General features: G+C 61.6%; 22 protein-coding genes and 1 riboswitch. Of the genes, 13 read left to right on the plus strand and 9 right to left on the minus strand.

The window, feature by feature from the left end:
• Nucleotides 1-66: 66 nt before the first annotated feature.
• The 4 genes from thiD to HJB91_RS02020 all read right to left on the minus strand — a co-directional run bounded on the left by thiD (nucleotide 67) and on the right by HJB91_RS02020 (nucleotide 3,168).
• Nucleotides 67-876 (minus strand): bifunctional hydroxymethylpyrimidine kinase/phosphomethylpyrimidine kinase, encoded by an 810-nt coding sequence (gene thiD, locus HJB91_RS02005; protein WP_221153376.1) that lies wholly within the window; start codon nucleotides 874-876, stop codon nucleotides 67-69.
• Nucleotides 873-1,508 carry a thiamine phosphate synthase gene (gene thiE / locus HJB91_RS02010; RefSeq protein ID WP_221145109.1) on the minus strand — a complete coding sequence of 212 codons (636 nt, stop codon included), beginning with the start codon at nucleotides 1,506-1,508 and terminating at the stop codon, nucleotides 873-875. Before thiE ends, thiD begins: the two co-directional genes overlap by 4 nt.
• Entirely contained in the window at nucleotides 1,505-2,308 is an 804-nt protein-coding gene (gene thiM, locus HJB91_RS02015; protein WP_210632358.1) for a hydroxyethylthiazole kinase, read from the minus strand. The genes thiE and thiM overlap by 4 nt, the downstream gene beginning before the upstream one ends.
• 50 nt (nucleotides 2,309-2,358) lie before the next feature.
• Nucleotides 2,359-2,455: riboswitch (TPP riboswitch) on the minus strand.
• Between the two features lie 128 nt (nucleotides 2,456-2,583).
• On the minus strand, nucleotides 2,584-3,168 hold the full coding sequence (locus HJB91_RS02020) for a DUF1349 domain-containing protein (RefSeq protein WP_221153377.1): 585 nt from the start codon (nucleotides 3,166-3,168) through the stop codon (nucleotides 2,584-2,586).
• Nucleotides 3,169-3,396: 228 nt separating this feature from the next.
• Here HJB91_RS02020 and HJB91_RS02025 point away from each other — a divergent pair, with 228 nt between their 5' ends.
• The 12 genes from HJB91_RS02025 to aspA all read left to right on the plus strand — a co-directional run bounded on the left by HJB91_RS02025 (nucleotide 3,397) and on the right by aspA (nucleotide 17,433).
• Entirely contained in the window at nucleotides 3,397-4,923 is a 1,527-nt protein-coding gene (locus HJB91_RS02025) for an ABC transporter substrate-binding protein (protein ID WP_221145122.1), read from the plus strand.
• Between the two features lie 83 nt (nucleotides 4,924-5,006).
• A complete protein-coding gene (locus tag HJB91_RS02030; RefSeq protein WP_210632361.1) occupies nucleotides 5,007-5,948 on the plus strand; it encodes an ABC transporter permease in 942 nt (313 codons plus the stop codon).
• A complete protein-coding gene (locus HJB91_RS02035) occupies nucleotides 5,948-6,817 on the plus strand; it encodes an ABC transporter permease (protein ID WP_221145124.1) in 870 nt (289 codons plus the stop codon). Before HJB91_RS02030 ends, HJB91_RS02035 begins: the two co-directional genes overlap by 1 nt.
• A gap of 48 nt (nucleotides 6,818-6,865) precedes the next feature.
• Complete coding sequence (locus tag HJB91_RS02040) at nucleotides 6,866-7,378, plus strand: RidA family protein (protein WP_210632363.1); 513 nt, start codon at nucleotides 6,866-6,868, stop codon at nucleotides 7,376-7,378.
• A gap of 137 nt (nucleotides 7,379-7,515) precedes the next feature.
• Complete coding sequence (locus HJB91_RS02045) at nucleotides 7,516-8,712, plus strand: aminotransferase class V-fold PLP-dependent enzyme (RefSeq protein ID WP_221145126.1); 1,197 nt, start codon at nucleotides 7,516-7,518, stop codon at nucleotides 8,710-8,712.
• A gap of 34 nt (nucleotides 8,713-8,746) precedes the next feature.
• A complete protein-coding gene (locus HJB91_RS02050) occupies nucleotides 8,747-10,594 on the plus strand; it encodes an ABC transporter ATP-binding protein (protein ID WP_221153378.1) in 1,848 nt (615 codons plus the stop codon).
• A 64-nt stretch (nucleotides 10,595-10,658) separates the two neighbouring features.
• Nucleotides 10,659-11,480: a bifunctional allantoicase/(S)-ureidoglycine aminohydrolase gene (locus HJB91_RS02055; protein ID WP_221153379.1), complete on the plus strand. Its 822-nt coding sequence runs from the start codon at nucleotides 10,659-10,661 to the stop codon at nucleotides 11,478-11,480.
• A gap of 93 nt (nucleotides 11,481-11,573) precedes the next feature.
• Nucleotides 11,574-12,293 carry a FadR/GntR family transcriptional regulator gene (locus tag HJB91_RS02060; RefSeq protein WP_210632367.1) on the plus strand — a complete coding sequence of 240 codons (720 nt, stop codon included), beginning with the start codon at nucleotides 11,574-11,576 and terminating at the stop codon, nucleotides 12,291-12,293.
• A gap of 48 nt (nucleotides 12,294-12,341) precedes the next feature.
• Nucleotides 12,342-13,049, plus strand: a complete 708-nt coding sequence (locus HJB91_RS02065) for a FadR/GntR family transcriptional regulator (RefSeq protein ID WP_210632368.1) — start codon at nucleotides 12,342-12,344, stop codon at nucleotides 13,047-13,049.
• A 226-nt stretch (nucleotides 13,050-13,275) separates the two neighbouring features.
• On the plus strand, nucleotides 13,276-14,748 hold the full coding sequence (locus tag HJB91_RS02070) for an amino acid permease (RefSeq protein WP_210632369.1): 1,473 nt from the start codon (nucleotides 13,276-13,278) through the stop codon (nucleotides 14,746-14,748).
• 61 nt (nucleotides 14,749-14,809) lie between these two features.
• A complete protein-coding gene (locus tag HJB91_RS02075; RefSeq protein WP_221145130.1) occupies nucleotides 14,810-15,904 on the plus strand; it encodes an asparaginase in 1,095 nt (364 codons plus the stop codon).
• Between the two features lie 101 nt (nucleotides 15,905-16,005).
• Nucleotides 16,006-17,433, plus strand: coding sequence for an aspartate ammonia-lyase (gene aspA / locus HJB91_RS02080; RefSeq protein ID WP_221145133.1), 1,428 nt, complete (start codon nucleotides 16,006-16,008; stop codon nucleotides 17,431-17,433).
• Between the two features lie 125 nt (nucleotides 17,434-17,558).
• Here the strand turns inward: aspA and HJB91_RS02085 are convergent, their stop codons facing one another.
• Both HJB91_RS02085 and HJB91_RS02090 read right to left on the minus strand, forming a co-directional pair.
• Complete coding sequence (locus tag HJB91_RS02085; protein WP_221153380.1) at nucleotides 17,559-18,488, minus strand: TauD/TfdA family dioxygenase; 930 nt, start codon at nucleotides 18,486-18,488, stop codon at nucleotides 17,559-17,561.
• 57 nt (nucleotides 18,489-18,545) lie between these two features.
• Nucleotides 18,546-18,794, minus strand: a complete 249-nt coding sequence (locus HJB91_RS02090; protein WP_221145137.1) for a hypothetical protein — start codon at nucleotides 18,792-18,794, stop codon at nucleotides 18,546-18,548.
• Between HJB91_RS02090 and HJB91_RS02095 the strand changes: the two genes are divergently transcribed.
• Nucleotides 18,788-19,195, plus strand: a complete 408-nt coding sequence (locus tag HJB91_RS02095; RefSeq protein ID WP_210632374.1) for a carboxymuconolactone decarboxylase family protein — start codon at nucleotides 18,788-18,790, stop codon at nucleotides 19,193-19,195. The two genes, HJB91_RS02090 and HJB91_RS02095, sit on opposite strands and share 7 nt — an antisense overlap.
• 78 nt (nucleotides 19,196-19,273) lie before the next feature.
• Here HJB91_RS02095 and HJB91_RS02100 read toward each other — a convergent pair whose 3' ends face one another.
• The 3 genes from HJB91_RS02100 to HJB91_RS02110 all read right to left on the minus strand — a co-directional run bounded on the left by HJB91_RS02100 (nucleotide 19,274) and on the right by HJB91_RS02110 (nucleotide 23,604).
• Nucleotides 19,274-20,935 carry a GH32 C-terminal domain-containing protein gene (locus HJB91_RS02100; protein ID WP_221153381.1) on the minus strand — a complete coding sequence of 554 codons (1,662 nt, stop codon included), beginning with the start codon at nucleotides 20,933-20,935 and terminating at the stop codon, nucleotides 19,274-19,276.
• 110 nt (nucleotides 20,936-21,045) lie between these two features.
• Entirely contained in the window at nucleotides 21,046-22,407 is a 1,362-nt protein-coding gene (locus tag HJB91_RS02105) for a NosD domain-containing protein (protein ID WP_221153382.1), read from the minus strand.
• Between the two features lie 54 nt (nucleotides 22,408-22,461).
• Entirely contained in the window at nucleotides 22,462-23,604 is a 1,143-nt protein-coding gene (locus HJB91_RS02110; RefSeq protein WP_210632377.1) for an ABC transporter ATP-binding protein, read from the minus strand.
• Nucleotides 23,605-23,608 lie beyond the last annotated feature (4 nt).

A 23,608-nucleotide genomic window follows, 5' to 3' on the forward strand; every position in this document is an offset into this window, starting at 1 on the left:
CAATGCAAAACGGCCCGGAACAAGCCGGGCCGTTTTACATTTGCATCTGTTTGCCGATGCCAGCGCCTATTCGCCCTCTTGCCAGAGCGCGTGGAAATGCTGCACCGGACCGTGGCCGGAGCCGACGCTGAGCTTTCCGGCGGCTGCGACCGCGCCGGCGAGATAGTCCTTGGCAGTGGCAACAGCCCCTGGCGTCGAGTCGCCTTTGGCGAGTTCGGCGGCCAGCGCGCTGGACAGCGTGCAGCCGGTGCCGTGGGTATTCTTGGTCGGCACGCGTCGCGCCTCGAACCAGTGCAGGCCGTCGGCAGTGGCAAGCACGTCGGGGCTTTCGTCACCGTCGAGGTGTCCGCCCTTGACCAGCACGGCGGCCGGACCAAGGGCGCGCAGCCGCTCGGCCTGGGCGGCCATCTCGGCCCGGTTTGTCGCGACCGGCTGGTGCAGAAGTGCGGCGGCTTCCGGCAGGTTCGGGGTGAGAAGCGTGGCAAGTGGCAGCAGCCGCCTGGTCAGCACGTCGACCGCTTCAGGTGCGAGCAGGGCGGCGCCCCCCTTGGCGATCATCACCGGGTCGAGAACGACGGGGATGCCACGCCGGTGCGCGAGGGCTGCGGCAACGGCCTCGGCGATGCCGGCATTGGCGATCATGCCGATCTTGACGGCGTCGACGCGCACATCGGCAAAGACGGCATCGATCTGGTCGGCGACGAATTGCGGCGGCACCAGATGCACGCCGCTCACCCCTTGCGTGTTCTGCGCCGTCAGCGCGGTCAGCACCGCCATGCCGTAGACGCCGCGGGCGGAAAAGGCCTTGAGATCGGCCTGGATGCCGGCACCGCCCGAGGGATCGGAGCCGGCGATGGAGAGAACGTTGCGGATCATGGGCGGACCTTTCGGATTTCTGCGGCGATGCGGCGCGTGGCCGCCTCGGGGTCCGGCGTGCCGGCGATGGCTGAGACGACGGCAAGCCCATTGGCGCCTGCGGCAAATACCTCGGCCACGTGGTTCGCCTTGAGGCCGCCGATGGCGACTGACGGCACCGGCGAAGCCTTCACCAGCCTTGCCAGACCGTCAAAGCCGATCGGCTGCTTGTGGTCGGCCTTGGTCGGCGTCGCAAAGACCGGTCCGACGCCGGCATAATCGACGAGACCAGGATCGACGGCGCTAGCAAGCGGCGCGGTCTCGACCGAGAGGCCGAGGATCATCCCGGGGCCGATCATCGTCCGTGCCGTGCGCGCGTCCATGTCCTCCTGGCCGATATGCAGGCCGTCGGCACTTATGGCGATCGCCGCCTCGACATCGTCGTTGACGATGAGCAGGGCGCCGGTTCCCGCAAGCGCTTGTTTCAAGGCTCGGCCGGTCTCGATCATTCTGGTCGTGCCCGCATGTTTGTCGCGCAGTTGCACCATCGTGGCGCCGCCGGCAACGGCAAGGCGCGCGGTCTCGACCATGCCGATCCCGGCGCAGAGTTCGGGGTCGAGGACGAGATAGAGCGAAAGGTCGAAAACCTTCATACGGCCGAAATCCTTGCCCGGGCATCGAGCGTTTCGGCGTCCAGGGCTGACAGCGCATCGAGGAAACGCCAAGCGAAGGAGCCGGGGCCGGCCGCCCCGAGGGCGGCATCCTCGCCCGCGACGGAGAAGGTCGCAAGGGCCGCAACTGTCGCCCCGAACGTATCCTCAGGGGCGGTCGCGGCAAAGGCGCCGATCAGGCAGGTGAGCGAGCAGCCGAGTGCGGTGACCTGCGGCATCAGGACCGATCCGCCTTTGATGCGCACGGCTCTTTCACCATCGGTGACGAAATCGGCCGCACCGGTGACGGCGACCACCGCCCGCTGCCGCTCGGCGAGCCGCCGCGCCGAGCCTTCCGCCTGCTCGACCGGGTCGCGGCTGTCGACGCCCTGGCCGCGGCTCTCTCCGCCGGCAAGGGCGATGATCTCGGAAGCATTGCCGCGGATGATCGTCGGCTTCAGCGCCAGGAGATCGGCGACCGCTCCGCGGCGGAAGGCCGTCGCGTAATGCGCGACCGGATCGAGGACCCATGGTTTGCCGGCTGCGTTGGCGGCCCTCGCCGCCGTCTGCATGCCTTCGATCCATTGCGTCGAAAGCGTGCCGATGTTGATGGTCAATGCATTCGCGATGCCGGCGAATTCGCCGGCTTCTTCAGCGGCGTGCACCATGGCGGGCGAGGCGCCCGACGCAAGCAGAACATTGGCCGCGATGTTCATGGCGACATAATTGGTGATGCACTGGACGAGCGGCGGCTTTTCGCGCATCGCCTTCAGCATGGCTCCCGACGTGATCTTGTTTTGCATGGCGCCCCTTTCAGGCGGGGGCGGGCACGGGGCAATTCGTGCGGGCGAAACCGCGACCCCGAGCGACTCCCTCCGCCGGCATTATCCGGTTCAGGTTCGAAGGGTGCTTCTCAGCCCGTCTGTCGACGGGCGCCCCTGTCTCTCATCGCGCTCTTTTTCGCAGAGAACGGGGCGGATGTCATCTCGAAAATGAGGGTTCGGTACTCTCCTTGCGGCTGCGCTTTAGGCGTGAACGTTGCTGCTCAGGAATGCAATCCCGATCGCATCCTATCCGGCTAACTCAAATCGTGAAGATCCGTCGAAATCGCCGGCCCGATCGAAAACTCCGAAAACCGCACCCTCAACCCGCTGCGCTCCGGCGTGCAGGCCGCCGGCCCGACTTCATAGCGGTCGGCAGCCGGGAAGGGCGCTAGCCGCAGCAGCGGCCAGCGGCTGCCGTCGCGGGAGGCCTGGATGCGCATGGCGCCGCCTGCGACGGTGACGCGGATGTGGAAATCTTCGAGTTCCTTGAAGGGCTGGGACACCGACCAGTCGGATCTGCCGTCGGTGACGACGGCGCTGAGGAAGGCTTCGCCGTCGGTGAATTCGACGCCTGACTTCACCCAGCGTGTTTCGTCGAGGCGCACCATCAGGCCGGCCTGATCGTAGAGGGTGCGGAATTCGCCCTGGATGCGGATCTCGGCGGTGAAGCTGTCACCGGTGGGAAAAGCGAGGAAATGGCCGTTGTCGCGGGTGAAGCCGTAATAGGTTTCGCACCAAAAATCGGTTTTCTCGTCGGTCGTCAGGGTGAGGCTGGTTTCGTCTGCGCGCCAGCTGGCCGGCTCGTTCAGCCACTTTCCTTTGTTGAAATCGATGCTCATCCCGTTCTCCCGTTCTGTTGAAGCCTGACCGCAGGCGACCACCTGACTTTGGCATATCATGCCGCTTTCATGCAGCGCAGACAGCCGCAGATGAAGATGGTGCTTTTTCGGCGTCGCGCTATCCGCGGCTGCATAATCCGTCGCCCGCGCTTGACAGGATCGATCCAGTTCTTATTCTGTTACAAAAAGATGAATTGCATAATAATGGAACTAAACGGGAGCCATCACATGAAAACACTGGTCGCATTCCTGCTCGGTACCGCGCTCGTCGCCCTGCCGTCCGCCCTGCTTGCCCAGGAAAAGGGCGGCGTCATCAATGTCGCGACGATCGGCGAGCCGCCGACGCTCGATCCGATGTCGTCGACGGCTGATCTTGTCGGCATCGTCACCCAGCATATTTTCGAAACGCTCTACACCTTCGACAAGAGTTGGAACGTCACGCCGCTGCTGGCCGAAAGCCTGCCGGAGATCAGCGCCGACGGCAAAACCTATACGATCAAGCTGAGGACCGGCATCAAGTTCCACGACAATACAGACATGACGTCCGAGGATGTTGTCGCCTCGCTTGGCCGCTGGACGAAGATCGCCTCGCGCGGCAAGCAGGTGGCGGGCTTCATCGGCAAGATCGCCGCGACCGATCCTTCGACCGTCACCATCACCCTGAAGCAGCCCTATGCGCCGCTGACCTCGTTGCTCGCCTTCAACAATTCGGCGGCGATCATCATCCCTTCCGAAAAGCAGGACGAACCGATGAAGGAATTCATTGGCACCGGCCCCTATATGCTGAAGGAGCGCAAGGCCGACCAATATATCCAGCTCGTCCGCTTCGACGGCTATAAGTCACGCGAGGGCGACGGCAATGGTTACGGCGGCGCCCGCCATCAATATCTCGATGAAATCCGCTTCGTGCCGGTGCCGGATCCGAACACCCGCGTCGAGGCCGCCATTTCGGGCCAATATGATTATGTCGACTCGATCGCGGTCGAATCCTACGACAAGCTGAAGGCGTCGACTGCCTCGCAGCCGGTCATGCTGAAGCCCTTCGGTTATCCGGTCTTCGTCTTCAATACGAAGGAAGGTGTGGCTGCCAATGTCGAGGTCCGCAAGGCGATCCGCCAAGCGCTCAGCATGGAAGACATGCTGGCGGCAGCCTTCGGCAGCAAGGATTTTTATGCGCTCGACGGCGCCATCTACCCCAAGACCTTTGCCTGGTCGACGGATGCCGGCGTCGAGGGCGCCTATAATGTCGCCGATCCGGAAGGGGCGGCGGCTGCCGCCAAGAAAGCGGGTTACAACGGCGAGCCGATCCGCATCCTGACCAGCCGTCAATACGAGTTCCATTACAAGATGGCGCAGGTCGCCGCCGAATATCTGAAGCTTGCCGGCTTCACCGTCGATATGCAGGTGGTGGACTGGGCGACGCTGACGCAGCGCCGCACCGATCCGAAGCTCTGGGATATCTATATCACCCACAGCCCCTTCCTGCCGGAGCCGGCCCTCATCGGCTCGCTCTCGACCAGTTCGCCGGGCTGGTGGGACACGCCAGCCCGCAAGGCCGCCGTCGATGCCTTCACCTCCGAGGTCGACCCGAAGAAGCGCGTGGCGCTCTGGGCCGATGTTCAGAAGGCGGTTTATACCGACGCGCCCTTCATGAAGATCGGCGATTTCAACGCCGTCTCGGCGAAGTCGGTCAAGCTCGAAGGAGTCGATCCGGCTCCCTGGCCGTATTTCTGGAACGCTTCGATCAAGAAGTGAGCATCACCGCCGGCACCGGTCCTTCGGGACCGGTACCGGTCATCTTTTCTGCCGCATCTGCAAGGGCTTGAAGGCCGGCATTCATGATCCGCTACATCCTCCAGCGCCTGTTCGGCATGATCGTCGTGATGTTTCTCGTCGTCACGATCGTCTTCGTCATCGTGCGTGTGACGCCGGGAGATCCGGCCGCCGTTATGCTCGGGCCGGATGCGACGCCGCAGGATATTGCCGATCTCCGAACCCGGCTCGGCCTCGATCAATCGCTCGGGTTGCAATATGTCTATTATATCGGCCAGTTGCTGAAGGGTGATCTCGGCCAGTCGATCTTCCTGAACATGCCCGTCACATCGGCCCTCATCGACCGGGCCGAGCCGACCTTCTTCCTGACGCTGTTTTCGCTTGCCATTGCCAGCGCCATCGCCCTGCCGATCGGCATCTATGCCGCCTATCGGCGCGGTTCCTTCATTGACCAGGCGGCAACGACGCTCGCCATGTTCGCCGCCAGCATTCCGAGCTTCTGGCTCGGGCTCATTCTCATGCAGTTCTTCGCCGTGCGGTTCAATCTCTTCCCGGTCTCGGGATATGGCGGCCCGGGCTCGACCTTCATCGACCGGATGTATCACCTGACCCTGCCGGCCTTTGCGCTTGGCATCGTCTCCTCGGCGTTGATCCTGCGCTTCACCCGCGCCTCGATGCTCGATGTGCTCGGCGACGATTATATCCGCACGGCCCGCGCCAAGGGCTTGATCGAGCGCAAGGTCATCCTCAAGCACGCGTTGAGGAATGCGCTGATCCCGATCCTGACGGTGCTCGGCCTGACGGCGGCGGTGCTGATTTCGGGCGCTGTTGTCACCGAAACAGTCTTCGGCCTGCCGGGTGTCGGCAATCTCGTCGTTTCGGCGGTGTTGCGCCGCGATTATCCCGTCATCCAAGGGGCGCTGCTCGTCATCGCCGCGCTCTATGTGCTGATCAATTTTGCGATCGACATGCTCTACCTGCTGGTCGATCCGAGGGTGCGCTACTGATGGCCGATATCGCAATCAAACCAGCCGAAAGCGAAGGCGGCAAATTCGTCCGCCGCCTGATGAAGCGCAGGACGGTGGCCTTCGGCCTGCTGATCCTGGCGATCTTCGTGCTGCTGGCGGCCTTCGCGCCTGTAGTCGCGCCCTATTCGCCGTCGAAGCTTTCCATCGTCAACCGACTGAAGCCGCCGAGCGGCACCTTCTTCTTCGGCACTGACGAGTTCGGTCGCGACGTCTTCTCGCGCACGATCTTCGCGGGCCGCCTGTCGCTGTTCGTCGGGGCTGCGGTCGTCGCGCTTTCGGCCGCAATTGGCGTCACGCTCGGCCTGCTCGCCGGCTTCTTCCAGAAGCTCGATACGCCGATAGCCCGGCTGATCGACGCGATGATGGCTTTCCCCGATATTCTGCTGGCGATCGCGCTGGTCGCCGCCCTCGGCCCGTCATTGACGACCGTCATCATCGCGTTGTCGATCGTCTATGCGCCGCGCCTTGCCCGCATCGTGCGAGCCTCGACGCTCGTTATTCGCGAGCTGCCCTATGTCGAGGCGGCGAGGGCGCTCGGGATTTCGACCTTCCACATCATGACGCGGCATGTGCTGCGCAATCTGCTGTCGCCGATCCTGGTGCAGGGCACATTCCTCTTCGCCAGCGCCATGCTTGCCGAGGCCGGCCTGTCCTTTCTCGGCCTCGGCGTCAGCCCCGAGATCCCAACCTGGGGAACGATGATCGCCGCCGGCCGGCAATATATCGGCCAGGCCGACTGGATGACGCTTTTCCCCGGCGTCGCGATCGTTCTCTCGGTGCTGTCGCTGCAGATGGTCGGCGACGGCCTGAGGGACATGCTCGACCCGAGACTTCGCAAGGACCTTTGATCCGTCGACCAGCGGTCGGCCAATCCAAATTCGCCAATCGAAATTCGCATGACAGGAGTTCGCGTGAATCAGTTCCCCGCCGCAGCCGGCAAGGTCGAGAATTCGCCTTACCAACGGTTAGCCGCTCTTGGCATAACGCTGCCGCCGCCGCCACCGCCGATTGCCAATTTCGTGACGCATGTGGTGGAAGGCAGCATGCTCTATCTATCCGGCCAGGGGCCGCGCGAAGCCGATGGCTTCCTGCATGCCGGCAAGGTCGGCGGCGGCGTCGGTGTCGACGAGGCGTATCGGCATGCGCGGCTGACCGGCATCAACCTGCTTGCCGTCATGCATGAGGCGCTCGGCGATCTCTCGCGCGTCAGGCGGGTGGTCAAGCTGCTCGGCATGGTCAACGCCGTACCCGAGTTCGAGGACCATCCGAGCGTCATCAACGGCTGTTCCGACCTGTTGATCGCGGTCTTCGGAGCGGCAGGCGAACATGCCCGCTCGGCCGTCGGCTTCGGCTCGCTGCCCGGCAATATCACCGTCGAGATCGAGGCGATCGTCGCTTTGCATGGATGACGAGGTGTGTTTTCATGTTTGGAGTGGTCTTCGGATGACCTTTTCCTATCTTAACCCGCGTCCGTTCTCCGGCTGTTCGACACTGCCGGACGACCGCCCCATGTTTCGCCCTTCGCCCCAGACTTCCGGAGATCTTCATGCCCGATGATATCAGACCTTCGCTCGGCCTTCGTCCCGTCATCAATGTGTCCGGCACGATGACCAGCCTTGGCGCTTCGATCGTCGTTCCCGAGGCGATCGCGGCGATGGCGTCCATCCTGCCGCACTTCGCCGAGATCAACGACCTGCAGCGCAAGGCAAGCGGCGTCATCGCCCGGCTGACCGGCGGCGAGGCGGGCTTCGTCACCGCCTCCTGCTCGGCCGGTATTTCGCTTACCGTCGCCGGTGCGATCACCGGCAACAATCTGCTGGCTATCGAGAGGCTGCCGGATGCCGTGTCTGAGAAGAACGAAGTGCTGGTGCAGATGGGCCATGTGGTCAGCTACGGTGCGCCCGTCGACCAGGCAATCCGGCTTGCCGGCGGCAAGGTCGTGCTTGTGGGACAGGCGACTTCGACCCATCGCTTCCATATGGAAAACGCCATCACCGACAAAACCGCAGCCGCCGTCTATGTCGTTTCCCACCACGTCGTCGATTACGGCCTCTTGAACCTCAAGGAATTCGTCGAGATCGCCCATGCCAAGGGGGTGCCCGTTATCGTCGATGCGGCATCGGAATATGACCTCAAGATTTTCCTGGAGCAGGGGGCTGATATCGCGCTTTATTCCGGCCACAAGTTTCTCGGCGGCCCGACCTCCGGCATCGTTGCCGGCAGGAAGGATTTGGTGCGCCATGCCTTCCTGCAGAATATGGGCATCGGCCGCGGCATGAAGGTAGGCAAGGAGAGCATTTTCGGCGTCATGGCGGCGCTGGAAGCCTGGGAAAGGCGCGACCATGCCGGCATCCGCGAACGCGAGACCGGCTATCTCAATCTCTGGAAGAAGACCCTCCAGGGTCGTCCCGGCGTCACCGCGCTGATCGAGCCCGACCCCACCAACAATCCGCTCGACCGTCTGCGTCTCATCGTCGATCCCGAACAGGCCCATATCACCGCCTGGGATCTGGCCGATGCGCTGGCGAGAGGCAACCCGCCGATCATCGTGCGCGACCACGAGGTGGAGCACCGCTATTTCTATCTCGACCCCTGCAACCTGCATCCGGGCCAGGAGGTGATCGTCGCAAACCGTCTTGCTGAGGAGCTCGACAAGGCGCGCGCCTCCAACGAGATCATCGCAACCCCGATCGAAAACCGCAGCCGGCACCGCTTCGACGGATTGCTGCGCTGGCCGGATTGACCCGCCGTTCTCATCCGCCGCAAGAGGAGCCGAAATGGCCAACGCCCAAGCCCAGCCGATCGAGACATTGAGCCCCGTTCTTTCCGTCGACAGGCTGACCACCTCCTTCCTCGTGGACGGCGCCTGGAAACCGGTCGTGCGCGATGTCTCCTTCACCGTCGCGCCCGGTGAAACCGTGGCGATCGTCGGCGAATCCGGCTCGGGCAAGAGCGTGACGTCGCTGTCGATCATGCGGCTGTTGCAGCCGGAAACGAGCCGCACCGAAGGCTGCGTCGTGCTCGGCGGCCGCGACCTGCTGGCGCTGCCGGAACACGCGATGCGGCAGGTGCGCGGCAATGAGGTGGCGATGATCTTCCAGGAGCCGATGACCTCGCTCAATCCGCTTTTCACCATCGGCGATCAGATCTCCGAAGCGCTGCTTTGCCATTCCGATTTGAGCCGGGCCGATGCCAGGGCCGAAACGATCAGGCTCTTGGAGAAGGTCCGCATCCCCTCGGCCGCCTCGCGCTTCGACGAATATCCGCACCGTTTTTCCGGCGGCATGCGCCAGCGGGTGATGATCGCCATGGCGCTCGCCAGCCGGCCGAAACTGCTGATCGCCGACGAGCCGACGACAGCGCTCGACGTGACGATCCAGGGGCAGATCCTCGATCTCATCAAGATGCTGCAGGCGGAGGAGGGGACCTCCGTTCTCTTCATCACGCATGACATGGGCGTTGTCGCCGAGATCGCCGACAGAACGGTGGTGATGTATCGCGGCGAGCAGGTCGAAAGCGGCGTCACCGCCGATATCTTCCACCGCGGCAGACATCCCTATACGAAGGCGCTGCTGTCCGCCGTGCCGGTGCTCGGCTCGATGCAGGGTCGGCAGAGGCCGCTGCGTTTTCCCGTGGTCAATACCGCAACGGGCGAATCCGACGTTCCCGCCGAGGCAGCCGATACGGTGGCAGTGACGCCCGTCCTGCAGGTGAAGAACCTCACCAAGCGCTACGATATCCACTCCGGCCTCTTCGGCCGGCTGACGAGCCGCGTGCACGCGGTCGAAAACGTCTCTTTCGATCTCCATGCCGGCGAGACGCTGTCGCTCGTCGGCGAATCCGGCTGCGGCAAATCGACGACAGGGCGGGCCATCATGCGCCTGATCGAGCCGCAGGCCGGTTCGGTGCTCGTCGAGGGGAGGGAGGTGCTCGGCCTCGACAGGAGGGCACTGCGCGAAATGCGCAAATCCGTGCAGATGATCTTCCAGGATCCCTTCGCCAGCCTCAATCCGCGCATGACGGTGGGTGCTGCGATCGCCGAGCCCTATCTCGAGCACGGCATGGGCACGGCGAAACAGTCCAAGGACGTCGTTGCCGATCTGCTGGTCAAGGTCGGCCTTTCCGCGGAGATGGCCGGGCGTTATCCGCATGAATTTTCCGGCGGACAGCGCCAGCGCATCTGCATTGCCCGGGCGCTTGCCCTGCAGCCGAAGGTCATCATTGCCGACGAAAGCGTTTCGGCGCTCGACGTCTCGATCAAGGCGCAGGTCATCAACCTGATGCTCGACCTGCAGCAGAGCCTCAACCTCGCCTTTCTGTTCATATCGCATGATATGGCGGTGGTCGAGCGCGTCAGCCACCGCGTGGCGGTGATGTATCTCGGCGAGATCGTCGAGGTCGGCCCGCGCGCCGCCATATTCGAAAATCCGCAGCACCCCTATACGAAGAAGCTCATCGCCGCCGTGCCGGTGCCCGATCCCGACCGTCGCCACGAAAAGCGCCTGGTGGCGAATGACGAGATCAAAAGCCCGATGCGACCGGTCGACTATGCCCCCCCGAAAGCTTTCTATCGCGAGGTCGGGCCCGGCCACCTGGTGATGGCGGATCGCTCGTCCGGCTTGTGAGTTGCCTAACGGATCGGCGGCGCATAAAGCAGGTGCAGAGACAAATGCTTGGAAAGCCGCACCGATGAACAAGACGGATTATTTTTCGACGCTCGGCGGATTGCCGCCGCAGAGCCAGCTGCTCTCGGGCCGGGCCGTTTTTACCACGGCTTACGCGGTCATCCCCCGCGGCGTCATGAGCGATATTGTCACGAGCCTGCTCCCGCATTGGACGGGGACGCGCGCATGGGTTCTCTCCCGGCCGCTGTCGGGCTTCTCGGAGACCTTCTCGCAATATGTGATGGAAGTTCAGCCGGGCGGCGGTAGCGACCGCCCGGAGCCCGACAAGCGGGCTGAAGCGGTGCTGTTCGTCGTCGAAGGCGACATGACGGTTGAGCTCGAGGGCGTCAGCCATGCGCTGCGCGCCGGTTCCTTTGTTTACATTCCAGCGGGTTCGGCCTGGCGTCTGAAGAATGACGGCTCAGCCGCAGCAATCTTCCACTGGGTCAGAAAGGCCTTTCAGGAGGTCGAGGGGCTGGAACCGCCGCCGGCGATCGTCACCCATGAGGACGACCATCCGATCCGGGCCATGCCCGACACCGACGGGCGCTGGGGCACGACCCGCTTCATCGATCCGGCCGATGTGCGCTACGACATGCACGTCAACATCGTGACGCTGGAGCCGGGTGCGGTGATCCCGTTCATGGAAACGCATGTCATGGAGCATGGTCTCTATGTGCTGGAGGGCAAGGCGGTCTATCGCCTGAACCAGGATTGGGTCGAGGTTGAGGCTGGCGATTTCATGTGGCTGCGCGCCTTCTGCCCGCAGGCCTGCTACGCCGGCGGCCCCGGCCGGTTCCGCTACCTGCTCTACAAGGACGTCAACCGCCATATGAAGCTCTGGTAGTCGCTTTCCGCGACGCGTGCCGCACGCCCGCACGCTCCCGATCAGCCTGTTCGGTTGCTTGACAGCTCTGTGGATTGCCCGCATCGTTCTTCGATGCGGAATATGGATTCATGGCTCTCGGAGAAGAAAGAAATAGGCCGAAGAAACGCTGCCGAGGCGGTCTTCGAAGATATCCGCACGGCCATTGTCGATCGGAAACTGGCGCTCGGGATCCGTCTGCCCTCGGAGGTGCAACTTGCCGAACGTTACGGCATCAGCCGGGCGATCGTGCGTGAAGCGCTGCGTTCGCTGCAGACACTGGGGTTCACGCAGACCAGGACCGGCCGGGGCACCTTCGTCGTTTCGGAAAGCCCCGCGCGCCAACTCGGCGGCGGCGCCTATTCCGCCCGGGATCTGATGGAGGCGCGCCCCTGCATCGAGATTCCGGCTGCCGGTTGGGCGGCATTGCGGCGCTCGGACGAGCAGCTGACCCGGCTCGCATCCTTGTGCGACCGGATGGACGAGGAAGAGGATGTCCGGGAATGGGTGCGGATGGATGCGGTCTTTCACGGAGAAATCGCGGAGGCTTCCGGCAATGCGATCTTCCGGAAAGTCGTCGCCGATGTTCGCGGCGCGCTTTCGACGCAATCCGAACTCGTCGAGCATGTTCGCGGCCGGCGCAAAGCGTCCAACGCCGAACATCGCCGAATTCTGGAGGCAGTTGCCGCGGGCAGCGAGCAGGATGCGCGCGCGGCAATGGCGGAGCACCTGCTGGAGGTCGAGCGGTCCATCATCGGGATTGCCGATAACAGACGAACTGCCTGGAAGGCCTGATTTCAATTTTGCGCCCGGACATTCCGCCCGGCCAATCGAATGCAAGCGATGAACGATCTAGAAAACTGGCTGTCCGATCCCGCGACCCTCAGTCGCAAAAGCGCCTCGGAACTTGTGTTCGATGAATTGCGCAGCCTCATCCTTTCCGGCCGTTTTGCTGCCGGTTCGAAGCTGCCGTCGGAAGCTAAGCTGGCGGGAAAATACGGCGTCAGCCGCCCGATCGTCCGGGAAGCGCTGCGCTCGCTGCAGATTTTGGGGCTGACGGAGACGCGAACGGGCAGCGGCACCTATGTGCTCGCGGCTGCCGGCGACGGAAATATCAGTTACGGCGATTATTCGGCGCGTGATCTGATGGAGGCGCGGCCTCACGTCGAAGTATCGGCCGCCGGCTGGGCGGCGCTGCGTCGGAGCGATGACGAGCTGTCCCGCTTGCTCGGACTTTGCGACGAGATGGAGCAAGAGAAAAATACCGAGGCCTGGGTGCGGTTGGATTCGGAATTTCATGGGCTGATCGCGGCTGCATCGAAGAACGCCGTCTTCCGCGACATCGTCGACGAGGTCCGGGAGGCGATGGCGCAGCAATCCGGGCTGCTGACGGTCTTAGGGCCGCGGCGCCAGGAGTCGAACGACGAGCATCGCGCGATTGTCGACGCGATCCGTGCAGGCTCGGAGATCGAAGCCCGGGCCGCGATGGAGGTTCATCTCCAAAAGGTCGAGACGGCGGTCAATCGCATCCTCGGCGCCGCACTGCGTTAAGCAGCCGCGAACGCTTCCTCCAACACCGTGCGCTCGGGCATCGGCAGCTGCCAGATGGGCGAACCGGCGTTCATATATGCACCCTCTCGAACGAAAGACCTTGACCGTGGCGCGGATCCTCAGCTATTCCACAAACCTGTCAGACCGCATAGCAGATTAACATCTATGGGGCGACTGCGCGGAAGGGCGGCCGGGGAGGCTGCCGAATCCAGGATAGGGAGGAGTAATGACAGTCATGGAATCCACCAGAACCGAGGCCGATGGCCAGATCTTCGCCGAGGAGGATCTCGGTTACAAAAAGGCGCTGAAGCCGCGTCAGATCCAGATGATCGCCATCGGCGGCGCCATCGGCACCGGCCTGTTTCTCGGCGCGGGCGGGCGGCTTGCCGCTGCCGGTCCGGCGCTCGTACTCGTCTATGCCTTGTGCGGCTTTTTCGCATTCCTCGTTCTCAGGGCTCTCGGCGAACTGATCGTCCATCGCCCGACCTCGGGCTCGTTCGTCTCCTATGCCCGTGAATTTTACGGCGAAAAGCTCGCCTTCGCGGTCGGTTGGCTGTACTGGCTGACCTGGGCGATGACGGCGGTCGCCGATGTCACCGCGGTGGCGCTCTACATGAATTTCTTCAAGGCCTATGTCCCATGGATCGCCATGATCGATCAGTGGGTATTTGCGCTGACGGCACTGGTCCTTGTTCTCGCCATGAACCTTCTGTCGGTGAAGGTCTTCGGCGAACTGGAATTCTGGTTTAGCCTCGTCAAGGTTCTCGCTCTGGTTGTCTTCCTGATCGTCGGGGTTTACTTCGTCATCTCCGGCACGCCGATCGACGGCCACGTTCCGGGGCTGAATACGATCACCGATTTCGGCGGCATGTTTCCGAGCGGGATCCTGCCGGCGCTGGTCGTGATACAGGGGGTGGTTTTTGCCTATGCCTCGATCGAGCTGATCGGCACCGCCGCAGGCGAAACCGAAAATGCGCGCAAGGTCATGCCCCGGGCGATCCGGACGGTCGTGCTGCGCCTGGTGGTCTTCTATGTCGGCTCGGTTCTGCTGCTGTCGCTGCTGCTGCCCTATACCGCCTATAAGGGCGGCGAGAGCCCCTTTGTCACCTTCTTCGGCAAGATCGGCGTCCAGGGCGCCGACGTCGTCATGAACCTCGTCGTGCTGACCGCGGTCCTGTCGTCCCTCAATGCAGGCCTCTATTCGACCGGCCGCATCTTGCATTCCATGGCGATCTCAGGCTCGGCGCCGGCCGCCCTGGCGAAAATGAACAGATCCGGCGTACCCTATGGCGGGATTGCGGTGACCGCAGTCGTGACCGCCTTCGGCGTCGTGCTGAACGCCGTCGTTCCGGCAGCAGCTTTCGAGATCGGCTTGAATGTCGCGGCCCTCGGCATCATCGCGGCCTGGGGCGTCATCGTCCTCTGCCAGCTCAAGCTGTGGTACCTGTCACGTCAGGGCAAGCTGGCGCGGCCGGAATTCCGGATGTTCGGCGCGCCTTACACCGGCGTGCTGACGCTGGGCTTCCTGGCGATCGTCGTGATCCTGATGGCCCTCGATTATCCAGTCGGCACCTACACGGTCGCGTCTCTGCTGCTGATCATTCCGGCGCTGGTGGTCGGCTGGCTTCTGATGCGGGAGCGCATCCACCTGATTGCAGCCGAACACGGCGACGATCGCGGCGGTTTCGATCTGGCCTGACCCGCGATAGCTATCCCCGGCGCGCCGAAGGCCGTCGGGCACCGCATCAATGGAGAGAGAAATGATCCCGAGTGAGGATTTCGTCGTCACCGATCGTGGCGGCATCGTCGAGAACCGTCACCGCGTCCATGCGGCGGTCGTCGATGCAACGGGGAGGCTGCTTTACGCGCTGGGAAACCCGACGCGCCTGACGCTTGCCCGGTCTGCCGCCAAGCCGGCTCAGGCGCTTGCCATCCTCGAGACGGATGGGTTCGAGCGCTACGGCTTCGATGATGCCGATCTCGCGCTGATTTGCGCTTCCCACAGCAGCGAAGAGCGCCATATCGTGCGGACGCGGACCATGCTATCAAAGATCCAGGCCGAGGAGGCGGATCTTCGCTGCGGCGGCCATCCTTCCTTGTCCGAAAACGTGAACCGGGCCTGGATCAAGCAGGACTATACACCGACGGCTGTCTGCAGCAATTGTTCGGGAAAACACGTCGGAATGATTGCCGGCGCCCGGGCCATCGGAGCGGGCGCCGACGACTATCACCTGCCGGATCATCCGATGCAGCTGGTCGTGAAGCGGACGGTCGCCGAACTCTGCGACCTGGACCCGCAGGACGTCGAATGGGGGATCGACGGATGCAATCTGCCGACGCCCGCTTTTCCCCTGGATCGCCTGGCGCGCCTCTATGCCAAGCTTGCTTCGGCCGCGGACCGGGGCGAGGGGCGGGAGGGCTCGTCGACGCGAGACGCAGCGCTGGCTCGCATTTTCCGGGCGATGGCGTGCTACCCTGAACTGGTCGCGGGCGACGGGCGTTACTGCACGGTTTTGATGCGCGCATTCGACGGCGCAATGATCGGCAAGCTCGGCGCCGATGCCAGCTATGCAATCGGTGTTCGCGCCTCGGACGATACCAGGCGACTGGGAGCGGATGGGGCGCTCGGCATCTCGGTCAAGATCGAGGACGGCAACATCGAAATCCTCTACGCCGTCGTGACGGAAATCCTCGAGCAGCTTGGCGTCGGCTCGTCGGAACGTCGCAGGCAGCTTGCGGAGTTTCATCGCCCCAGGCGCGTGAACACGATGGGTATCACGACCGGCGGCGTGTCCTTTCCATTCAAGCTGCGCGGATCCAAGCCGGACGGAGAGAATTCCCGTCCCGCGGCTTGACCGGATGACACTTCCGGATCCGGCAATTTCTGCCGCGTCCCCATTCATCATTCTTCCGGCCTGCCGCCGCAGCCGCAGCGCCGCCTCTCGAAAGTTCAGCCATGACTATCTCCGATATTGCGAAAATCCGCGTCGAGCATGACCTGATCGGCGACCGCGACGTTCCGGCCTCGGCCTATTACGGCGTGCATACGCTGCGCGCGGTCGAGAATTTTCCGATCACCGGTCAGACCCTGCGTGAATCGGCGGATCTGATTGCCTCGCTCGCCGCGATCAAGCAGGCGGCGGCTCAGGCCAATGCAAGCCTCGGCCTTCTCGATCGGGCGCGCGCCGACGCCATCATCGCAGCCTGTGTCGAGATCCGCGACGGCGCGCTGCACGACCACTTCGTCGTCGATCTCATTCAGGGCGGCGCCGGCACCTCGACCAACATGAATGCCAATGAGGTGATTGCGAACCGGGCGCTTGAAATCATGGGATATTCGCGGGGCGAGTACCAGCACCTGCATCCGAACGAGCACGTCAATCTCTCGCAATCCACCAACGATGTCTATCCGACGGCTCTGAAGCTCGCCGCCTGGATCGGCGTTCACCGTCTCGTCGACGCCATGGCAATCCTGCGCCGGTCGTTCGAGGCCAAGGCGGTCGAATTTGCCGACGTCCTCAAGATGGGTCGCACCCAGTTGCAGGACGCCGTCCCGATGACGCTGGGACAGGAATTCGGAACCTATGCACTGATGCTCGCGGAGGATGAGGCGCGCCTTGCCGAAGCCGTCTCGCTGATCCGCGAGATCAATCTCGGCGCCACCGCCATCGGTACCGGCATCACCGCCCATCCCCACTATGCAGCGCTGGTGCGCGAGCGCCTGTGCGAGATCGTCGGCGTCGATCTGGTGACGTCGCCGGATCTGGTCGAGGCGACGCAGGATTGCGGATCCTTCGTGCAGCTTTCGGGCGTCCTCAAGCGCGTGGCGGTCAAGCTGTCCAAAACCTGCAACGACTTGCGACTGCTGTCCTCGGGACCGCGAGCGGGACTGAACGAGATCAACCTGCCGGCGCGGCAGGCCGGCTCCTCGATCATGCCGGGCAAGGTCAACCCGGTCATCCCCGAGGTCGTCAACCAGGTCGCTTTCGAAGTGATCGGCAATGACGTGACGATCACCATGGCCGCCGAGGCGGGCCAGCTTCAGTTGAATGCTTTCGAGCCGGTGATCTTCTACAGCCTCTACCGCAGCCTGAGCCACTTGACCAATGCCTGCCTGACGCTCGAAGCGAACTGCATTCGAGGCATTACCGCCAATCGTGACCGGCTGCGGCAGACGGTCGAGCAGTCGATCGGCATCGTGACGGCGCTGAACCCCTATATCGGCTATCGCAACGCCACGGAGGTTGCGCTGGAAGCGCATCATTCGGGACGGGGGGTTTACGAAATCCTTCTCGAACGCGGCCTGATGCAGAAGGAGCATCTCGATGCGGTGCTGCGCCCGGAAACCCTGACCCGGCCGAGCGAGAAGCTATCCTTCTCGTAAGGCATGTGGCTCTTTTTGCTGTTGCGAAGGGCGCCCGGCCGCTTCCGCAATCTCTCCAAAAGGATGTCAGCGGCACATGAAGCTCTGGTCGCTTCATGTGCCCGGCAACACTCATCTGTGCGTGATCACGCCGCCTTTGCTTGCGGCTTGGCGGCCTTGACATGGGTTATGCTGCGGCGGCCGTCGATGCCGACGGGAATATCGCCGTCAACCGTGGCGCGGCGCACGACGCGGTGCTGGTCGCCATAATCGTTGACGGCATAGTGCTGGGTGGCGCGATTGTCCCAGATCGCCACATCCCCCGCTCTCCAGCGCCAGCGCACGGTATTTTCCGGGGCGGTGACGTAGGACTGGAACACCTCGTAGAGTTTTACGGAGTCGCTCTTCGACAGGCCGACAAGGCGCTGAACGAAGTTGCCGAGCAGTAGCGATCTTTCGCCGGTTTCCGGATGGACACGCACGACCGGATGCTCGGTCTCATAGATGGTCGAGGTGAAGACCTCCTCGAAATGCTTCTTCTCTTCAGCGGTGGCGCGAGGGCGAACGGCAGCATAGTCATAGGCATTGCTGTGAATGGCCCACAGGTGATCCGCCAGCAATTTGAGCGGCGCCGGCAGGCTTTCATATGCGGCATGGGTATTGGCCCAGATCGTGTCGCCGCCGGCCGCCGGAATGACTACGCCGCGAAGAACGGAGAATTTGGGATAGGCATCGACGAAGGTGACGTCGGTGTGCCACTGGTCCGCCCTGCCGCCGCCGCGGCTGGAATCGAGATTGAGGATGGAAGCCGTGCCGGCGACCGGTCCCTGGGTTGGATGCGGCACAAGGTCGCCGAGGCGGCGTGCGAAGGCTTCCTGTTCGGAATCGTCAAGATGTCCTTGATCGCGGAAGAAGATGACCTTGTGTTTCAAGAGAAGCTGGTTGATGGCCGCCACCTTTTCATCCGAAAGATCACCGCCGAGGCGGATACCCTTGATTTCGGCACCGACGCGGCCGGTCAGCGGGACGACATCGGACTCGGGGATGATCTGATTGACGAGAACCGGATTGCTCATGGAAATCTCCTGTTGAAATTGGAAGAAGTCGGCAGGTCACTGCGCCCGATGAAGGATTCATCGGGCGTTCGAAATCTCATCGCTGGATGTCGACAGGGCTATGGAACGGCATAATCTATAAAATATATAGACAATAATTTCTAATTTTGCCTGTTTTCCTGAAATGCGATGTTCGATTTCCTCACCGGCGGGGAGGCTGGCGGCCGTTGCCATTTCTTCGTATGTTCCGCCGGTCAGCGTGGGATCGCCGAGCAAATCATGCTTGAGGCCCTGGATCCGCGCCCGGAAAGGAACTTGCGATGGCAACAGTCAAACTCCTGTCGGATGAAGAGGCCGCAGCCATTCCGACCGTGCAAGCCGTGTTCGATGACATCAGGGCGACACGCAAGACCGATTTCATCAACAATTTCTGGCGTGCTCTCGCAAATGATCCCGCAAATCTCAACCGGGTGTGGGAGACGCTTAAGTCGGTCATGACGGTCGAAGGCGCGATCGATCCGTTGACGCGGGAGATGATCTATATCGCCGTGTCGACGGCCAATGCCTGCCAATACTGCATTCAATCCCACACCGCGGCCGCCCGGGCGCGCGGCATGACCGATGCCCAACATGGCGAACTCCTGACGATCATCGGGCTTGCCGCGCAGACAAATCATCTCGCTCTCGCCATGCAGGTTCCCACAGATCCGGAATTCGAGGTGCGGTAGGAAACGACCCGAATAACTTCGCGGCTGCGGCATCGACGTACAGAATCGGCCGCTTGGAGCGCCTTCAGCACGATGCGATTACCCCCCGCTGAAAACGCTCACATGTGCCTTTGACAGGATAACAAGATCGTCCGGTCTGACGTTGAGATAGTTGCGCCGCGTGCCGCAGACGGCTCCTCCGTCAGCAAAAATCTCTACGATGCCCTTGTCGTGGATGACTCTCAGATCCGTCGCACCGGCAATCGCCGCGGCGTAACGGATCGATCCGTCGTCTTGTGGCAGCTGCACGGAGATACTTTGATCTTCCACGACGATGGAAAATGACAATTGTCCGGCTTCGGTTGCGGTGATCCTTGTTCCGTCGAGCGTCCCGTTCAATCGGATATCGATCGACGCGTCGTCCAGAACGTATCTGCCGGGCTCTGCGGAAGACAGAGGCGCATGAGTGAGGGCCTCCTCCACTTCGTCAGCGGGTCTCATGCATATCCTGTTGCGCGCATCCAGCGACAGCTGGCGAGGTAAGGACAACTCGCCGGAATACGGCGACCCGGCAGGCTTGCGGAACTCCCAATTGAACAACCACGCAAAGGCAATCTGCCTGCCATCCGTCGCGAAGCTCTGCATCGCATAATAGTCGCTACCGAAGTCGAGGAGTTGCAGCGCATCGGAGTCCGGAATGAAGCGGTCATCGACGAAATCTCCGACGAGCCCATAAAGCAGGTTGTGTCGGCCGCTGCCTGGATCACAGTGTCCGACAAGTCCCATGATCAGCACCCATTTGCCGTCGATGGGGAAAAAGTCGGGGCATTCAACTGCTCTGGCGCCCTGCTCACGGAAGAAGGGCGGTGCACGGAACAGCGGTCCCAGGTATTTCCACTCACGCAGATCCTCCGAACCGTAAAGCAAGACTGCCGGGTCGCCATGAATAGAAGCGCCGAGCACCATGCGATAAGCGCCGGCGGCTTCATCCCACCACACCTTTGGATCGCGGAAGTCGTGCTCGACTCCTTCGGGGCGCTGCTCGAGCACGGTCGAGATGCTCGCCGCCTTGATCATCCGCCGGTCCGGCCGGGCGATCTTCTGTATTTCTCGATAACCTTTGAAAAGGTCATAGGCGGGCAGGCGCTCCGTATAGAAGAACATCAGCCTGCCATCCCTATCCTCAAATGCATTGCCGGAGAATGCGCCTCCGGTTGCACCGAGACGCCAGAGGTTCTGCTCCGGATGGAGGAAAACCGGCATGTGTGTCCAGTTGAACAGGTCAGGGCTGGTAGCATGTCCCCAGTGCATTGGCCCCCAGTCGCCGCCGCATGGATGAAATTGATAAAACAGGTGCCAGCAGTCGCCCATCCTGCAGAGACCCACGGGATCGTTCATCCAGTTGCGACAAGGAGAAAAATGAAGTCGAGGCCGCTGAGGATCGCTTCGCAGCCATGTGCCAATTTCCTTTCCTGCGCGAATTAGAATCTCATCCGTGCTGAATTCCCATAGCTTTATGCCGGCCTCCGCAACGGTTGCCGGATCGTAGGAGTAGGCCCAAAGGAATGCTTCCGGCCGATCCCATTCAACGACAACGCTGCCGGCCTCGCGGTGGTGATAGGAATAGTATGATGGATGAGCTTCGAAAGCGGGCACACGCCAGAGGGTCTCACCATATTGTGAAATGGTGACGGCCCCGGGACCAACTGCCCAGAATTCCAAACGCTCGCCCGAAGCAAAAGAGACAGTCGCTTTAGCCATTTGGAGACGCAATCTGAGTGAAGAACGGCCGGTCCGAAGACTGGCCCAAGTTTTCTCGGGAAGAGGACTCGTGGTCCCACGACCGGCGGGAGAGGCCTGGCGGCTGCGGTCTATTGCCCAGGAACCGGAGTGCCCCTGAATGCATTGACCGCTCGGTCCATCACCACTTGTTCGACATTTCCGGAGTCCAGGACCGTATTCCCCACGGAGGCCTTTTGCACCAGCACAGTCGTTACGTCGAGCAAAGTCGAATTCCCGATTGAAAGCAATGCGCTCACTTGTGTTGAAAAACAGGCGCTGTTTGGCGTGTCGCTCCCGTCTTTTTGAGCTATTTCGGTGGTGGCCACAATGTGGTTGTTGGCTATGTAGTTTCCACTGCCGGAAACTACATTGATTATGACAGGTTTTGCTGCGGGAGGCTTGATATATTGAGTGTCAACGGTGTGCGAAATATGGTTCGCCATCAGCGAATTGTTGCTGCCGTCAATCTGCAGAAGTCCAAACAGATCATCCAAGCCATTGTCGTACTTCTGCATCGGCGCCCATGGCTCGCGATCTCGCAGAAAATGATTTGACGAGACCAAATTCTCGCAGCAGTTAGCAGCAAGAACCAACATTCCGGGATAAAAGGAATGGAACCTGTTTCCCGTGACCGAGGAACGCACCACTCCGGAGAAATGGACACTGCTTGCTCCTCGAGGAAATACGTTGTTTGAGGACACCAGAATGCCGGCGTAATTCTCGGCGTAAATCGAGTGTCCCCTATATCCCGCGCCGACGAAATTATTTGCTATTCTCGAGGCCTGCCCCATACCTTTCAGTTCGATACAGTTGCCGCACTCTGCGATGAAATTGTTGTCTATCGCGAGCGCATCTGCATCATGAACAGTAACTCCATGTTCCAGGTAGATAAGGCCCATCCCGGTTATTCGGAATGAGTCATTGGCGCTGCCCACATAGATTCCCGTTTTGCCATTTCTGTATGTGTTTTCTGCGTCGTCTTGCCCCAAACCATCATCGATGAAGTGCAAGCCATCGATGCAAAAGTCGGCAAACTCCACAGAGCTTATACGAGGATTTCCGTTGCGCTTGACATAAAACGCGGCACCAGCAGCCTCACCGTCTGCGGCCTCTGGAGAAATGTCCACAAGGATTCGACTTCCGCCCGGCCACACCTCGTGCCAGTGGGCCAACTCGCCTGCGGGTGTGTTGAAGCGGATGCTTGACGACGTAAAACCATGACCAGAGCCAACGATTTTCAGATAGCTCACGTCTATAACGACTTGAGTGACGAGACGATAATCGCCTGGTGGTATGTAGATAACCGATCCAGGTTTTCCGCCGTCATTTACATCGACAACCGCTTGCCTGTTCTTGATATCTGCAATGATGTTATTGATGACGGCGCCAATATCCTCCCGAGGATTGCCTGTTGGATACTTCGTGACGTCGTAACAGTTTTCGCTAACCATTGTCATGTCTCCTCGGACAGCGAGGGTTAATCTTGTTTTCTTTTGGCTGTGCCTTCACCAGATGCTGGTGCGGGTGCCCGGGTCAAAGAAGTGAAGTTCTTCGGCATCGACAGCGATGCGCGCGATGTCACCTGCTCGCACTGTGCTCTTTGGAGAAAAGCGGGCTACCGCAGCTTTTTCGTCGCCGATGTCGACGATGGCGTCCGGGTCGCCAGCGTCCACCCATGGTGCATCGATATTCAGATGCACCATGGATTCAGAACCCAGCGCCTCAACAAGAGTGACCGGGGCCGAGATCTCGGCCGAAGAAGGCCGGATTGAAGCGTCATTCATGTGCTCCGGCCGGATGCCGAGGAGGATTTGACGGTGAGACGCACCGTTGAGCGAGGGACGGCATTCGAAAACCCGGTCAGGAATTTCGAAACTGTTGCTGCCCAGGATCACCGTCCTTCCATTCAGAACGGCCTCGTACAAGTTCATCGAGGGCGATCCGATAAAGGCCGCAACAAAGACGTTGTCGGGGCGACTGTACAGGTTCTGGGGAGTGTCGACTTGCTGCAGCACGCCGCCCTTCATGACAGCGACACGGTCCCCCATCGTCATTGCCTCGACCTGATCGTGAGTGACGTAGATCGTGGTGACGTTGAGTTTTCTCTGGAGGCTGGCAATCTCGGCGCGCATCTGCACACGCAGTTTTGCATCGAGATTGGACAACGGTTCATCCATCAGGAAGGCGGACGGCTGGCGGACGATCGCCCGACCCATGGCGACGCGCTGCCGCTGGCCGCCCGAGAGCAGCGCCGGTTTGCGGTCGAGCAGAGCCGTCAGCTCGAGGATGCGCGCGGCCTCATCCACGCGGCTGGCAATGTCGGATTTCGGCAACCCCGCCATTAGCAAGGGAAAGGCGATGTTTTCGCGCACGGTCTTGTGCGGGTACAGCGCGTAAGATTGAAAGACCATGGCGATGTCGCGATCTTTGGGATCGACATCGTTGACGACCCTGTCCCCGATCCTGAGTTCGCCGCTCGAAATGCTCTCAAGGCCGGCGATCATCCGAAGCGCCGTCGATTTCCCACAACCCGAGGGACCGACAAACACCATGAACTCACCATCCCTGATGTTGAAACTCAGGTCGTGTAGCGCATGAAAGCTGTTGCCGTAGATCTTGTTGACGTTGCGCAGTTCTATATCGGCCATGTCT

The organism is Rhizobium sp. NLR10b, assembly GCF_019685435.1.
Taxonomy (GTDB): domain Bacteria; phylum Pseudomonadota; class Alphaproteobacteria; order Rhizobiales; family Rhizobiaceae; genus Rhizobium.